Origin of the sequence: Burkholderia sp. Ap-955 (genome assembly GCF_011753045.1) — a bacterium.
GTDB classification, from domain to species: Bacteria; Pseudomonadota; Gammaproteobacteria; order Burkholderiales; family Burkholderiaceae; genus Burkholderia; species Burkholderia lata_D.
The window spans coordinates 14930-28769 of sequence record NZ_VWWH01000091.1 but is presented as its reverse complement, the minus strand read 5'-3'; the positions used below and the strand labels follow the sequence as shown (position 1 = coordinate 28769).

Sequence of the window (13840 nt, the reverse complement as noted above, 5' to 3'; positions counted from 1 at the left end):
CGTCGTCTACGCACGCGCTTCGAGCGACGTGCCGACATTCACGAAGCATTCTTGAAACTTGGCTGCTCGCGCGTCTGCTGGAACGTCTTCAGGCGAGCTGAGCAAGGTTTTTGAACTGGCCTCTAAGTCATTTATTTTCTGCGCACCCCGTTACCGATACCCTACCCCCTACACCCACCCCAGCCCCGCCCCCTCAAGTCTGCATAACCAGCGACGTAAGCTGCGCCGCCCGCCCCACCGCCGTCTTCGCGTAGATCGACTTGATCTGCGTGCGGATCGTGCCGATCGACACGCCGCGCAACTCAGCGCATTCCTGCGGCGACAGCCCGTCGCAACACAGCAGCACGGCAAGATCGGCCTCGGCCGACGACAGCCCGTAGAACACGCGCAGCCGCTGCGCGCGAGCCGATGGCGAACGCAGATCGGCGGCCGTCATCAGCGTCGCGACGCCCGGCCGCTCGCGCACCAGGCGCGACTGCTCGGGCACCGGCATCAGCGCCAGCGGCAACGGTTCGCCCGTTGTGCGCCGTAACAACAGCCCGCCGCGCGCGTACGCGTGCCGCCATTGCGCATCGTCGACACAGCCTTCCGGCGCGAATCGCCCGTTCACGACCCGCAGCGCCGGTTCCGCCGCGATCAGTTGATCGGCCGCGCGATTCGTGTAGCGCAGCTCCCGCTGCGCGCCGAGCAGGAAGACCGGCACCGGAATCGCATCGAGCGTCGATTCAGCGGCGGCCACGCGCGCCTCGAGCTCGCCGATCCGCGCCTGGATCTGCAGCGCGCGGCTGATGTGCATCCCCATGTTTTCGATTGCGTGGCGCTGATCGTCGGACAGCCCCTGCGATTCGGGGCCGCCCTGGACGCTGAGGAATGCGCCCGAGCCCTCGCTGCGATGGATGTACAGGCCCGAGATGCTGCCGAGCCCGAACGGGTGAAGGAATTCCTGATAGAACACGCTATGTGCGCGCTGGTGCGCGGACAGGTGCTTGACGTCCTCGAACCAGCGGCCCGCCGCCCAGTCGGCGGCGACCGGCACGACCGGGTCGTACAGATAGAACTCGGTGTTGTAGGTGTGGTAACACGCGGCGACCCATGACTCGTCGTCACCCGCCGCCTGCTCGATCGCCGGCACCCGCGCCGCGTCGTCGAAAGACAGCAGCGTGGCCATGCGCACGCCGACCCACGATCGCAGCCCGTCCAGCACCGTTTCCCATCGTTGATCGCCCAGCGCCGCAGCGTAGACGTCATCGATCCATGCGGATGGAATCAACCCGTTCTTTTGCATCTGGCCACCCCGCGCCGTGCGTTATTGTCGAACGTCTTCTGCGCATCTTAGTCAATCGGCGCCCACGTTTAAATCACTCGTTCGCGTTTGATCGAAATACCACGTTTGTTACCGTTTATCGTCAGACGTAATGACCGTTATTCCGGCACGCACGGTGCCGCCGGCTTTTCATCCGGATCACGGTATGCCATGATGCAGCGCATGACGATTCGAAACACCACGCTCTCGCTGCACCATCACCACGGACGCCCCCTGTTGCGCCGTGGCTCGTTTCGCATCTAGCAATTGCATCGGGTGAATGCCCGATCAAGACGACAACCAAGGCGCCTCCGGCGCCTTTTTTGTTTTTTGCCGCCTTGAAAGCGGACTGCGCCGATCCATCGAACCCGTACGGAGTGTTTTCAATGCAACAGCCCTGGAAAGACGTCGCCTTGTCGGATTTACCGCTCCGCGAGGACCTCAAGTTGCAGCACGCGTACGGGGCGCCGCAGCTTGATGTGCCGGTCTGCCTGAATGTCAACGAGAACCCCTATCCGCCGTCGCCCGCGCTCGTCGAGCGCATCGCGACCGCGGTGGCCGACGCCGCGCGCGCGGCGAACCGCTATCCCGACCGCGACTTCGCCGAGCTGCGGGCGCATCTGGCGGCGTATCTGACGCACGACACCGGCGTGACGGTCGACGCATCGAGCGTGTGGGCGGCCAACGGCTCGAACGAAGTGATCCAGCAGATCCTGCAGGCATTCGGCGGCCCGGGGCGAACGGCGCTGGCCTTTACGCCCGCGTATCCCATGTATGACGAATACTGCCGCACGACTTTCACGCGCCTGCAAACGTTGCCGCGCACCCGGGATTTCGCGTTGGATCCGGAGCAGGCGCTCGACAGCATTCGCGAGCACCAGCCAAGCGTCGTACTGCTGACGTCGCCGAACAACCCTACTGGCACCGCGCTGCCGGTCGACGATATCCGCGCGATACTCGACGTCGCGCCGGGCATGGTCGTCGTCGACGAAGCCTATGCGGAGTTCCGGCGTCACGGCGTCCCCAGCGCGGTGACGCTGCTGCCGGACCATCCTCGGCTCATCGTCACCCGCACGCTGAGCAAGGCGTTCAAGTTCGCGGGCGGTCGCGTCGGGTATTGCGCGTGCGCGCCTGCGGTCGTCGAAGCGCTGAAGCGGGTTCGCTTGCCCTACCACCTGTCCGCCTTCACCCAGGCGGCGGCCTGCGCGGCGCTGGTCGCGCGTGACGAGATGCTGTCGCAAGTCGAGGCGATCAAGGCCGAACGCGATTCGACCGTCGACTGGCTGCGTGGCCTGGGGCTCACGGTGGCCGATTCCGATGCCAACTTCGTGATGTTCGGCGAGTTTGCGGATCGGCACCGGATCTGGAGCGGCCTCCTGCGTCACGGGGTCCTGATTCGGGAGTCCGGCCCGCCGGCGTATCTTCGCGTGTCGATCGGCACCGGCGCGGAGATGGCCGCGTTCCGTGCGGCCCTGCTTGACGTGATGGCACTCGAATAAACGACCGGCCATCCGGTCGACGACGCGATGGCGCGCATGCCGCGCCGGATCCGACGATGTACTTACTTCATCGTCGCGAACCGCATTTCCATCGCGTTGATCTTCGCGAGCACCGCTTCGCTGAGCTTTCTGACGTGGCGCGGCACGTCGGGCGCCGACAGCAGCTCCTCGATTCGCCCGCGCCAGTAGCTCGGATGCCGCACGCGCCCCGCACCCGACATCGACACATCGTCAGCGTTCGTCTCGCTGTCCAGGAGAGCCACCATTCTCTGAATGTGAGAGAGCTCTCGTTCCGCATAGTCTCGTGCCAGCATATTGATTGAAATTCCCCGAAATACGACAGCAGGCTTTCCGTCATCAACGCGCCATCGTGTTGCGATGTAAGGCATTCATCGCACACGTTTGTCGCCATCGTACGTAGAAGCTGTGTCAGTAAACCGCGTAGGCATTTGCTGAATTCGATACGGAATGGGGAGCCTGTCCGATTGTTCTGATGACTTCCGGCCCCGATGCCCTGTGGTCAATCGTAGGCTTACTGTTGGGCAATGGCATCTCCCAAAGTGGGGATGCGGGGCGATATTGGCGGGGCGGTGTTTCCGGAATCTTCAGGTCGGTGGGCGGAGCGCGGAAGGCATGCGGTTGCCGGCCGAAGACAAAATCGCGATCAACTGACCACCTCCACGACGCGCGTCCGGCGCATGATTGACCGGCAGGTACGAGGCGACCATTTGCGGTGTGCGCGAGGGTAGTGCGCAGCCACGCAAGGCGTGCAGACGCGAACATGCAGCGCTGCTGCTGTCGCACGCGTCGGCCGTCGGTCGTGGCGACCTGTGCGCCCTGCTCGACAAGTCAGCATTCAAGCCTGCCCGGACACGGGTCGATCGACAACGCAGCCCACTCACCCAATTCGCCACGCACCTTCATATCGCGGATATCGAACGCCGCCTGAAGCTTCGCGAGATCTTCATCGACGAGCAGCCAGTCGAAGTCCTTTGGCGGCAATTTCTTGTTTTGCTATCCGCATTGGTGGCGCGTGCTTTCGTCATCAGGCGTGTCGTGCGTCGGGTACAGGAATGTTTCGCGGAACTACACACTCGCGAGACAGGGTCCGCTGAAATCAGATACCCACATCGCCATGCTTCAGCCCGAAAATGAAATCCACTTCGACCGAAGCCCCTTTGGGTAATTGCAGCACGCCGACCGACGTGCGCGTATGAACGCCTGCGTCGCCCAGCACCGCGTACAGCATGTCGGATGCGCCGTCGGCGACTTCGCTTTGCATCGTGAAGCCGGGTGCGCTTCGCACATACACGGTAATGCGCGGCACTGTCGCTATCGCGTCGAGCGTGCCGCGGTGCTTCCTGATCAGCGACAGCGCACGCAGCACCGATACGCCGGCGGCCCGGCGACCTTCGTCGAGCGAAACGGATTCCCCCACTACGCCCACGAAATGCACCACGTCGCCGATCCGCGGAATCTGGCCGGCAATGTAGGCCGTGTTCCCGTCGACCAGAATGGGCGTGTACTTTCCGCCGATCCTGATTTCCTCGTCCGGATTGAAGCCGAATTCGGCCGCGATCCGTGTCAGCTTATCGTCCCTGTTCATCAGTGAATTCCCCGATACTTCAGAAAAATGTAAAGAATAATTAAGTCTCGCCCGCTTGTCTCGACGAAAAAATCCCGCTGCGAGCGATCAAAGAGACGTGCCGCCGCCGTTAAAAGTTTCCGGGTAATCCTCTACGGTTTCTCAAACATGACACACTTCTCAGGTGTTCGAAGCAGTCCTGCATTGCTTTATCGATGACAAATCTCGTAGTCGAAGAGAATTTCCTAAAAATTTTCCGCTGAAACCGCTATCATATGTGTACTCAACCTGAAGAGTGATACATGGCAACGTACAAGGAACTGAAAGCCCAAATGGAAGCTTTGGCCGAGAAAGCCGAAGCTGCACGTGCCGCGGAATTCCAGGCGATCGTCGACGACATCCGCACCAAAGTTGCGGAATTCGGCATTACCGAGAAAGACATTTTCGGTACGCGTCGTGGTCGACCGGCCAAACAAGCGGCCGCCCCCGTGCAGGCGAAGTATCGCGACCCGAAGACCGGGGCAACCTGGTCGGGCCGCGGTCGCGCGCCCGCATGGATCAAGGACGCGAAGAATCGCAATCGATTCCTGATCCAGGAATAAGATTCTCGACGCGCACCGGCGCGCGATTCAGCGCGCCGCCCTGCTATTGGGCATCGATACCGGCGGCATTTAAAATGCCGCTCCGGTGCGGTGAAGGTTTGTGCCATCCGGCGCGTGGTTGCACGCTACGCGCCGGATGGCATGCCGCCCAATCTTTCCTGATTCAACGTTCGTAATAAATCGCAAGCCACACGGATTGCGTTTCTTCGTGCGTCCACGCGACGCGATGACGGCAATGCGGCTCGATCAGCACGTAGTCGCCGGGATGCATTTCATGGCGCGTCGGGCCTTCTTCGAATTCGAGTACGGCTGCGCCCGATAGCAGCACGACCCATTCGGCGCGCGAGTCGTCATACCAAAAGCCATCGGGGCTCGTGTGGCCCATCGATACGATCCGCTCGACATTCAGACGCTGCCCGGTGACGAGGAGGTCGATTTGTTCATCGTTGCCGCGCTGGCCTTCGGTGGTGAACAGGTTACCGGTTTGAAGTTGCATGGGGGCCTCGTCGCTGATCGTCGGGGGAAAGAATCGCGCGTCGAGTGACGGGGAATATTCACCGTCGTCCAGCGATCACCATTGACGCTGATTCGTTTCGTCGGAAACAGCATCATAGCGTTCCGCATGCCTGAAATCGGCCGCGGATTCAACCCGTCGATACATCGAATTGATGAAAGCGCTCAGTGGATGTATCGACGTCCCGTATCGCTCGCTCCCGTTCACACTCGATCCAGCGGAACGGTAAGCAGGTCGATCACCGCTTGTGTCTCGGGGCGCACGCCGCGCCACCACGCAAAGGCTTCCGCCGCCTGCTCCACCAGCATGCCGACACCATCGGCTACACCGGCGACCCCCGCATTGCGCGCCAGTCGCAAGAACGGTGTGAGGTGCTTGCCATAGGCCAGTTCATAGGCTGTGCCATGCGGGCTGAACACGCCGGGCGGCACGGGCGGCAAATCGCCGGTCAGACTCGCGGAGGTCGCGTTGACCACCAGATCGAAGCGCCCCATGCGATCGAGGTCGCCGTAAGCGCACGCCTTTATCGGGCCATGCGAAGCCAATTGCGATGCCAGCGCTCGTGCTTTCTCGACGTGACGATTCGCGATCACCAGTTCCGCGGGGCGCGCGCCCAGGAAGGGAAGCAACGCGCCGCGGGCCGCGCCGCCGGCACCGAGCAGCAATACACGCTTGCCGGCGAACGGCGTGTGAAGATTCACCTCGATATCACGCAGCAGACCGATGCCGTCGAAGTTGTCTGCGAGAATCCGACCGCCCTCGAACTTGAACGCGTTCGCCGCGCCTGCGAGCGTCGCGCGCTCGCTGCGCTCGTCGGCCATGTCGAACGCCGCAAGCTTGAACGGTGCCGTGATGTTCATGCCCTTGCCGCCGGCCGCGATGAATTCACGCACCGTTACCGCGAACGCGTCATCCGGTTCGCACGGCCCCTCGATGGCCGTGTAGTGCATCGCCTGTTGCGTCGCTTCGGCGAAAAGCCGATGAATCAGCGGGGATTTCGTATGGCCGATCGGATTGCCGATCACCGCATAGGTATCGCTCATCGTCGCCTCACTTGTCGAACAGCACGCCATCGGTTTGCATCGCATCGATCTCGGCAGGCGTGAAACCCAGCGATTGCGCGACTTCGGTATTGTGCTGCCCGAGATCGGGAGCAACCTCGCGGATCGTGGTGTCGCACTCGGAAAACCGGAACGGTAGATTCGGCAAGCGCAGCGTGCCGTAACGCGGATGCTCCTGTTCGACGATCATGCCGCGTGCCTGAATTTGCGGATCGGCAATCACTTCGTCGATACGTTGCACCTTCGCGCAAGGCACATCGATGCCGTCGAGCAGATCGAGAATCTGCGTCACCGTGCGCGCCGCGACCCACGGCTCGACCACGCCGAGAATCTCCAGCCGATGCGCATTGCGACCCACGCTATTGTGAAACCGCTCGTCGGCGCCGAAGCCGCGGGGGCCGCCGCTCGCCTCGATCAGCGACGCGAAGCGCTTCCAGGCATCGTCCACTTGCGCGGCGATCACCAGATCGCCATCGGTCGCGCGAAACACGCCATAAAGCGTCGAGCCGGGCATGTCGTGCCCGGTCTGTTCGGGCAGCACATCTGCAAGCGTGTAGCACTGGACCGCATATTCGTGCATCGAGACGAGCGTGTCGTAAAGCGCCATGTCGATGTGCTGCCCTCGCCCGCTTTTCACGCGGCCGAGCAGTGCCGCATTGATAGCCGCGACCGCGTGAATGCCCGTGTACATATCCCCGAGCGAAATACGCAGCAGCGGTGGGCGCTCGCCCGGCGTGCCGACCATCTGCATGATGCCGCTCTTGGCCTCGGCGATCAGTCCGAAACCCGCGCGATGGGCGTCCGGCCCCGTGTGGCCATACGCGGAAATGGAGCAGTAGACCAGCCCCGGATTGCGCGCGGAAAGCGCTTCGTAGCCCAGACCAAGTTTGTCGAGTGCGCCGGGACGATAATTCTCCACGAATACGTCCGCCGAATCGCAGAGCCGTTCCATGAAGGCCTTTCCGCGCGGGTCCTTCATGTTCACGCTGACGCCGCGCTTGCCCATATTGAGCTGCAGAAAATAGCCGCTCGAGCGATCGTCGAGCACGGTCGCATGCTGGCGTCCCGCGTCGCCGCTGCCCGGTCGCTCGACCTTGATCACTTCCGCACCCAGCGCCGCGAGGCAGCGCCCCACGTACGGACCCGCGAGAAAGTGGCTGTAGTCGACGACACGAATCCCTTCGAGTGGACGCGCCTGTTTCATCGTTCGGCTCCCGGGCGGCGCGGCACCATCAGGCGATGCTCGCCTCGCTGCACGACTTCGCCGTGCTGATTGACGAGTTCCGACGGAAGCGTCACGATGCCCCAGTCGGGACGGCTCTTGCTCGGGCGCATTGCGCCGATGCGAAACTTCACATGCAGCACGTCACCGACCTTGATCGGCAGAACGAAGTCCCAGCTCCAGCCCAGCGACATGCCCGGCAGAAAGCGATAATCGCTCCGGGTCTTCAGGCCATCGGCAATCGAAAGACCAAACAATCCATGCGCAACGAGACAACCGAAGTGGCTCGCGTTCGCATACGCTTCATCGACGTGCACAGGCGTGTGATCGCCGGTGAGATCGGCGTACGCGAGAATGCGCTCCTTCGTGACGGTGTAGCTCGGGCTCACGCATTCGTCGCCTTCGCGTGCGTCGTCCCAGTATTTTTCGACGATGGTCATGTCATGCCTCCGCGCGCGGATCGATGGCGAGCGCCTGCCCCACGCAGCGCGCGGGTTTCGCCTGAATGAATTCGATGGCAAGACCATCGGGCAAACGCAGCCAGTTCGCACCCTGCGGCATGGGCTGCACGTCATAGCGGCGGGCGGCGGCGAGCGAGGCTTCGACGTCCTCGCACATGATGCCGAGATGGCCAAGCCTTCCTTCGGGACCCGAAAAATCCGGCTGGTGGATGAACTGCATGCCGCCGAGCGTCCAGTACTGGCGCGGCGCTTCGGTCGTGCCGTCGACCTCGCGCATCGTCATGCCGAACACCTCCTCGAAAAAACGGATGTGCCAGTGGATGTCGCGCACGAAGACGGCGACGTGTTCGAGATAGGCTTTCGATTTGCTCACGCTTGCGCCTCCGCTTTCTGGCGGTCGGCCATCGCACGCTCGATGCCCTTGATGCATGCAACGAGCGTGGCGTTGACGGGCGTCGGCACACCATGGCGTGCGCCCCACCGCACGACCGAGCCGTTGATGAAGTCGATTTCGGTCATGGAACCTCGTTCGAGGCTTTGCAGCATCGACGTCTTGAACGCAGCGGGCAAACCCTCGGCGGCAAGCGACCACGCCTGCTCCGGATCGTTCATCGACAGTGTGACGCCTGCCGCCTTCGCGGCCGCGATCGCTTCCGCGACGGCCGCCAGCGAAGTGGCCTTGAGCAGCGGCTCGTCATAAAGCTGGCCGTAAGTCAGCGACGTGATGCCGGTCAGCGCGCCCGTCGCGACATTCACGAGCAGCTTGTCCCACATGGTGCCGACGATGTTGTCGCTGACCTGCGTGTCGAGGCCCGCGTGGCTGAATGCCTCGGCAATACGTCGAACGCGATCCGTCACGCGTCCGTCCAGCTCGCCGACGATGGTGTGCTTGCCCACGACGCCCGACTCGATATGCCCCATGCCGCGCAGTACGCCACCCACATAGGTCTTGCCCGCGAGCACGCGTTCGCGGCCCACCACGTCGGCAAGAATGTCTTCGTGGCCGAGGCCGTTTTGCAGTGACAGTACCCGTGTTTCAGGTCCCACCAGCGCTAGCGCGCCGCGAATCGCCGCATCGGTATGGAACGATTTGACGAGCACGATCACGACCTCGGCCACCCCTGCTTCGTCCGGCCGGGTGGTTGCGCGGACTTGCACCTGGCGAGTGCCGCTTGCATCATCGACGCGCAGGCCGTGGGCGCGCATCGCATTGACATGATCGGGCGAGCGGTCGATCAGCCAGGTCTCGTGGCCGCCTTCGGTGAGCGTCGCGCCAATCGCGCAGCCCAGCGCGCCGGCACCCAGAATGGCAATTTTCAAGAGCGTCTCCTTAACGTATGACGTCACGATAGGAGCCGCCGCATCATGTCGCAATACAATGGATACAATGGCGTCATTGCCTCACGCAATATCGTTGACCTGCGATGATTCCGACCGATCTGCCCGACCTCAAGCTGCTGCAATTGTTCGACCTGCTCTACGACACGCGCAGCGTCACGCGCGTGGCCGAACAACTCGGCCAGAGCCAGCCGACCATCAGCATCTGGCTCGCGCGATTGCGCGAGCATTTGCACGATCCGCTCTTTATCCGGACGCCCGGCGGCATGGCGCCCACACCGCAAGCCGATGCGCTGATCGGCCCGTGTCGGGAGATTCTCGAATCGTTGCGGCGCTTCTCGGCCTGGGAAATCGCCTTCGATCCGGCGACCGCGCAAAGACGATTTCGCATCTGCATGACCGATGCGAGTCACGTGACGCTGCTGCCGCGCCTGCTCGCCTACGTGCGTGCGCAAGCGCCTGGCGTGCGCCTGGACGCTGCGCGGATCGACGGCAATACGGAACGGGCGCTCGAATCAGGCGAGGCCGATCTTGCGATCGGATACGTGCCGTGGCTGAGCGGCGGGATCTATCAGCAACAGCTGTACGAGCAGGATTGGGTGTGCCTGGCGAATCGCCATCATCCGCGTATTCACAAGCGGCTCGGCGTCAAGGCATATCGCACCGAAGGCCATGTGGCGATCACGGGGGGAACCGGCACGGCGCTGCTCGAGCAGGCGCTCGTGCGCGAGCGCATTGAACGGCAGGTGGTGCTTGAATTGCCCGGTTTTCTGGGGCTCGGCGCAATCGTACAGACCACCGATCTGATCACGACCTTGCCGCGCCATATCGGCGAGACGCTGGCTCAGGCCAACGACCTTTCGGTACATCCCTGCCCCATTCCCGTCGAGGGTTTCGCCGTTCGGCAACACTGGCATGCGCGCTACCATCAGGAGGCAGGCAATCGCTGGCTGCGTTCGGTCGTCGCCCGGCTGTTCGGCATTTCCAGCGCGAACGTTACAGGCTGACGATTTACCGTTTCGGCATCGATGTCCGCTGATCCGTCGCGAGCGGACAATGGCACCCGGTCGCTCATCGTCCGCTCAGGTCGGTCACCGCCGGGCCGCGCCGGAACAAGCCGCACCTCACACTTCGCGAATCCCGCGGGAATAAAACCATGCCGGCTCCGGTATATCGGGGCGTCAGGCCGCTCACCACGCTGAACGAGCCGGTGCACGACGCCCAACCGAAACGGAGAGACCGCAATGTCACACCCCAACCACGTCGCCTACACACGCTTCGCGATCGCCATGCACTGGTCGATCGCCATCCTGATCCTGTCGAACCTGATGATCGGGATCTACATGGATACCTTTCCGCACAACTCGACTCAGTTCAACGGCATCCTGTTCTATCACGCGTCGATCGGCAGCCTGATCTTCATGCTGACCGTGCCACGCCTCGCGTGGCGTGCGACGCATACCCCGCCGCCGCTGCCGGCCAGTGTTCCGGCGTGGCAGGCGCGGATCGCCGGTGCACTGCACGGCGTGCTGTACCTGCTGCTGTGTCTCGTGCCGCTGACCGGCTACGTGCATCGCCTTGCTGGCGCCCATCCGGTCAGTTTCTTCGGAATCACGGAATTGCCGGTGCTGGTCGGCCGCGACGAACCGCTGCGACTCCTGACCGATTCGCTGCATCGCGCGCTGGTGCTGACGCTGGGCTTGCTGCTGGTCATGCACGTCGCGGCCGGACTGAAACACAAGTTCGTCGATCGGGACGGTGTCGCGGAGCGGATGGGGATCTGAGCGCGACCTGGCGGTTGACGTTCGCCAGAAGCGGCCGCCCGAACATCGGAAACCCCGGCAGCGGGCATTCGGCGCTGTACGCAGTGCGGATGCGGATGCGGATGCGGATGCGGATGCGGATGCGGATGCGGATGCGGATGCGGGTTGATCATCTCGCCATGCAGCAACTTCGTCACTGTCTGCAGAACGAACGATCGATGAGGGGAATTTTCAGCTCACGACACCCGCCCGAGGTGGTCGCTACCAGAAGAATGCTGCTTTGCCGGAGTAGTGCAGCCACTACTCCGGACTTCCACGCCGGCGATCAGAAGCCGTGGTACATACCGATGTTGACTTGAACCTGGTTGCCGCCCGATGCGGTGTTGCCAAAGTCGGCAACGGAAGCCTGAGCGCCCTTAGCATGAACGTACCCGCCCATCGCGTACAGCGCGGTGCTCTTCGACAGCGAGTACGTCGCACCCAGCGACACCTGGTTGATCGACGCCATCGTGCGGCCCTCGGCAGCCAGCGCGGGCGTGGCCGCGGAGCCGTAGACATACGTGTACCCGGTCGCCAGCGACAGCGCCGGAGTGACCTGGTACTGCAGGAGGGCGCCCAGCACGTTGAAGTGGATTGACGGCTGGCCGGCGTTGCCCTGGTACTGCGCGTTCGAGTAGCGCAAGCCAGCCGTGTACGGACCGATCTGATATTGCGTTGCGACTTGCGCGATGCCTGCGCTCTTGAAGGCATTGCCGCCGTTGTAACCCGAACTCGGATAGCCCAGCGCACCACCGAAACTCGGTTGCGCCGTTGCGTTCATCCACCCGTTCTCACCCTGGTTCGCCGCGTGGAAATAGCCGCCGGCGACCGTCAGACCGCCCTGAGCGTAGTTCGCTGCCACCGACCACGATTGGCCCGACCCCATCGAACCGGCCACGCCGCCGAATGAGTACGCGCCTTCAGCCTGGAAGCCATGGATGAGCGGCGAAATGTACTTCACGGCGCTGTTCTGGTTCGTCGTGTTGTCGTTGTTGTCCACGTCGCCCGGAGTCGAGAATGTCGACGCCGAAATGGCGTCGCCCGTCAGGACCTGAACCATTTCCGTCACGGCGTCGAGCTGGCGCCCCAGACGCACGGTACCGTACTGATCGGAAGCGAGGGATACGTATGCCTGGCGGTTGAACAACGAACGCGTGGAACCGATCGGCCCCTGGCCGCCTATGCCGCCCGTACCAATGTTGAAGCCGTTTTCGATCTTGAAGATCGCCTTGAGGCCGCCACCGAGATCTTCCGTCCCCCTGAGGCCCCACTTGTTCGAACCTGCGGCACCACCATCGAGGCCGAACCGCTTGTGGCCATTGATGTTCGAGGTGTAGCCGATACCTGCATCGAGCATGCCATACAGGGTGATCGACGACTGTGCCATTGCCGCCGACGATGCTGCGAAGGCGGCAACAGCGATAACGCTGACCTTGATTTTCTTGTTTTTCATCTGTATTTCACTGTCAGGAGTGGTTGCGGGATTGTTTGAAACGGGTTTTGTTGTATTCGAAGGCAGATGACGGCGCACGGCCTGCGCGTCGTCTCAGGTTGCAACAGCCGGCTTCATATTCGCCAGATCGGCATATTTGTCTCGATCATTTCGTCATCCTCAAAATTTCATGCAGGAAGGCGCCTCGCATCTCGACCTATCCGGCATTCCCTCGATTGGAACCGCCGCGACGCCCGCCTGGACGAAAGCCGCTTCCTTGCTTCCGTTATCGCTCCGGCTGCTATCGAATTCGCCATCCGGACGAACGGATGGGCCGAATCCGCGAAGCCGACAAACTCGAGCGGATCACCGCGCGGAACCGAACGATTCTTCGATGGCAATTCGAAGAAGCACTGCATCGTCACGTTCCACACCCGCGCCATCCCCACGAGCGAGGTCGGCGATGACGAAACCGGGCCACGCTCCACCCGCGACAACAAGCGGTATGGAAATGCCGACCGCCGTCGCAGGCTGATCGAGCGTCCGGTTCAGCCGCTGGCGAAGCACGCGAACTTTTCGCCAACGCAACCGGGACGCGCTTTGCAGGTGCGAAAAACCATATCAGGAACATAAATCGTCGTCAAAATTTGTTTGATATAAGTTAATCGCGTTTGATATCCGTGCGGACTACCGGGATTTCCCTGATAGGAATTGGCATCAGGACGACGTGTTGGAAAACGTCGTGCCGTCGGACAAAAACTTGGGACGGAACGGGTGTGCCTGGGCGGGAGCTGCAGACGATCTCCACCCTGATGTCGCGTCGCTCATGAAATGGCCGCGGCACATCGCCATTCAGGTTGGCATCGCGGGGATCCGCCTCTTCTACGCGGGACGCTGGCACGGACGCAACGCTCGAAGCGGCCTCGGCGAAACGGTTCGTATCGGAGACTTGAGCGAATGTCTCACTGAATGCATTGCGGTGATTCGGATTCGGGACAGGATTGCCCAATGCAACGAGGAA

Annotated in this window: 16 protein-coding genes and 1 pseudogene; 6 read left to right on the top strand and 11 right to left on the bottom strand. The window is 62.4% G+C overall.

From position 1 onward, the window contains the following. Positions 1-114, top strand: a pseudogene (locus tag F3J15_RS30995) (IS5/IS1182 family transposase); the annotation flags it as partial. Positions 115-193: 79 nt separating this feature from the next. Here F3J15_RS30995 and F3J15_RS30990 read toward each other — a convergent pair. Beyond that, positions 194-1285, bottom strand: a complete 1092-nt coding sequence (locus F3J15_RS30990) for a helix-turn-helix transcriptional regulator (protein ID WP_166895988.1) — start codon at positions 1283-1285, stop codon at positions 194-196. Positions 1286-1689: 404 nt separating this feature from the next. Between F3J15_RS30990 and F3J15_RS30985 the strand changes: the two genes are divergently transcribed. Then, on the top strand, positions 1690-2802 hold the full coding sequence (locus F3J15_RS30985) for a histidinol-phosphate transaminase (RefSeq protein ID WP_166895986.1): 1113 nt from the start codon (positions 1690-1692) through the stop codon (positions 2800-2802). Between the two features lie 62 nt (positions 2803-2864). On the opposite strand, the gene F3J15_RS30980 is transcribed toward F3J15_RS30985, so the two are convergent. The 3 genes from F3J15_RS30980 to F3J15_RS30970 all read right to left on the bottom strand — a co-directional run bounded on the left by F3J15_RS30980 (position 2865) and on the right by F3J15_RS30970 (position 4408). Further along, positions 2865-3116 carry a hypothetical protein gene (locus F3J15_RS30980; RefSeq protein WP_069249736.1) on the bottom strand — a complete coding sequence of 84 codons (252 nt, stop codon included), beginning with the start codon at positions 3114-3116 and terminating at the stop codon, positions 2865-2867. A 535-nt stretch (positions 3117-3651) separates the two neighbouring features. Then, entirely contained in the window at positions 3652-3804 is a 153-nt protein-coding gene (locus F3J15_RS30975; protein WP_166895984.1) for a hypothetical protein, read from the bottom strand. Positions 3805-3919: 115 nt separating this feature from the next. Continuing rightward, positions 3920-4408, bottom strand: a complete 489-nt coding sequence (locus F3J15_RS30970) for a RidA family protein (protein WP_166895982.1) — start codon at positions 4406-4408, stop codon at positions 3920-3922. Positions 4409-4689: 281 nt separating this feature from the next. Between F3J15_RS30970 and F3J15_RS30965 the strand changes: the two genes are divergently transcribed. After that, positions 4690-4989 carry an H-NS histone family protein gene (locus F3J15_RS30965; RefSeq protein ID WP_011350136.1) on the top strand — a complete coding sequence of 100 codons (300 nt, stop codon included), beginning with the start codon at positions 4690-4692 and terminating at the stop codon, positions 4987-4989. A 163-nt stretch (positions 4990-5152) separates the two neighbouring features. Here the strand turns inward: F3J15_RS30965 and F3J15_RS30960 are convergent, their stop codons facing one another. The 6 genes from F3J15_RS30960 to F3J15_RS30935 all read right to left on the bottom strand — a co-directional run bounded on the left by F3J15_RS30960 (position 5153) and on the right by F3J15_RS30935 (position 9567). Next, positions 5153-5485 (bottom strand): cupin domain-containing protein, encoded by a 333-nt coding sequence (locus F3J15_RS30960; RefSeq protein WP_089448848.1) that lies wholly within the window; start codon positions 5483-5485, stop codon positions 5153-5155. Positions 5486-5706: 221 nt separating this feature from the next. Further along, positions 5707-6546, bottom strand: coding sequence for a shikimate dehydrogenase (gene aroE / locus F3J15_RS30955; RefSeq protein WP_166895980.1), 840 nt, complete (start codon positions 6544-6546; stop codon positions 5707-5709). Positions 6547-6553: 7 nt separating this feature from the next. Continuing rightward, positions 6554-7768 carry a CoA transferase gene (locus tag F3J15_RS30950; RefSeq protein ID WP_089486931.1) on the bottom strand — a complete coding sequence of 405 codons (1215 nt, stop codon included), beginning with the start codon at positions 7766-7768 and terminating at the stop codon, positions 6554-6556. Next, positions 7765-8226 carry a MaoC family dehydratase gene (locus F3J15_RS30945; protein WP_069249741.1) on the bottom strand — a complete coding sequence of 154 codons (462 nt, stop codon included), beginning with the start codon at positions 8224-8226 and terminating at the stop codon, positions 7765-7767. The genes F3J15_RS30950 and F3J15_RS30945 overlap by 4 nt, the downstream gene beginning before the upstream one ends. A gap of 1 nt (position 8227) precedes the next feature. Further along, positions 8228-8620 (bottom strand): VOC family protein, encoded by a 393-nt coding sequence (locus tag F3J15_RS30940; protein ID WP_069249742.1) that lies wholly within the window; start codon positions 8618-8620, stop codon positions 8228-8230. Beyond that, the gene (locus tag F3J15_RS30935; protein ID WP_089448851.1) at positions 8617-9567 is read right to left on the bottom strand and encodes a 2-dehydropantoate 2-reductase; all 951 of its coding nucleotides are present in this window, start codon (positions 9565-9567) and stop codon (positions 8617-8619) included. Before F3J15_RS30935 ends, F3J15_RS30940 begins: the two co-directional genes overlap by 4 nt. Positions 9568-9671: 104 nt before the next feature. On the opposite strand from F3J15_RS30935, the gene F3J15_RS30930 reads away from it, so the two are divergent. Both F3J15_RS30930 and F3J15_RS30925 read left to right on the top strand, forming a co-directional pair. Then, positions 9672-10592 carry a LysR family transcriptional regulator gene (locus F3J15_RS30930; protein WP_166895978.1) on the top strand — a complete coding sequence of 307 codons (921 nt, stop codon included), beginning with the start codon at positions 9672-9674 and terminating at the stop codon, positions 10590-10592. Positions 10593-10829: 237 nt separating this feature from the next. Next, the gene (locus F3J15_RS30925; RefSeq protein ID WP_166895976.1) at positions 10830-11369 is read left to right on the top strand and encodes a cytochrome b/b6 domain-containing protein; all 540 of its coding nucleotides are present in this window, start codon (positions 10830-10832) and stop codon (positions 11367-11369) included. A gap of 304 nt (positions 11370-11673) precedes the next feature. Here the strand turns inward: F3J15_RS30925 and F3J15_RS30920 are convergent, their stop codons facing one another. Next, on the bottom strand, positions 11674-12840 hold the full coding sequence (locus F3J15_RS30920; protein WP_089429852.1) for a porin: 1167 nt from the start codon (positions 12838-12840) through the stop codon (positions 11674-11676). 66 nt (positions 12841-12906) lie between these two features. Between F3J15_RS30920 and F3J15_RS30915 the strand changes: the two genes are divergently transcribed. After that, the gene (locus F3J15_RS30915; protein WP_166895974.1) at positions 12907-13452 is read left to right on the top strand and encodes a hypothetical protein; all 546 of its coding nucleotides are present in this window, start codon (positions 12907-12909) and stop codon (positions 13450-13452) included. The last annotated feature ends 388 nt before the right edge of the window (positions 13453-13840 follow it).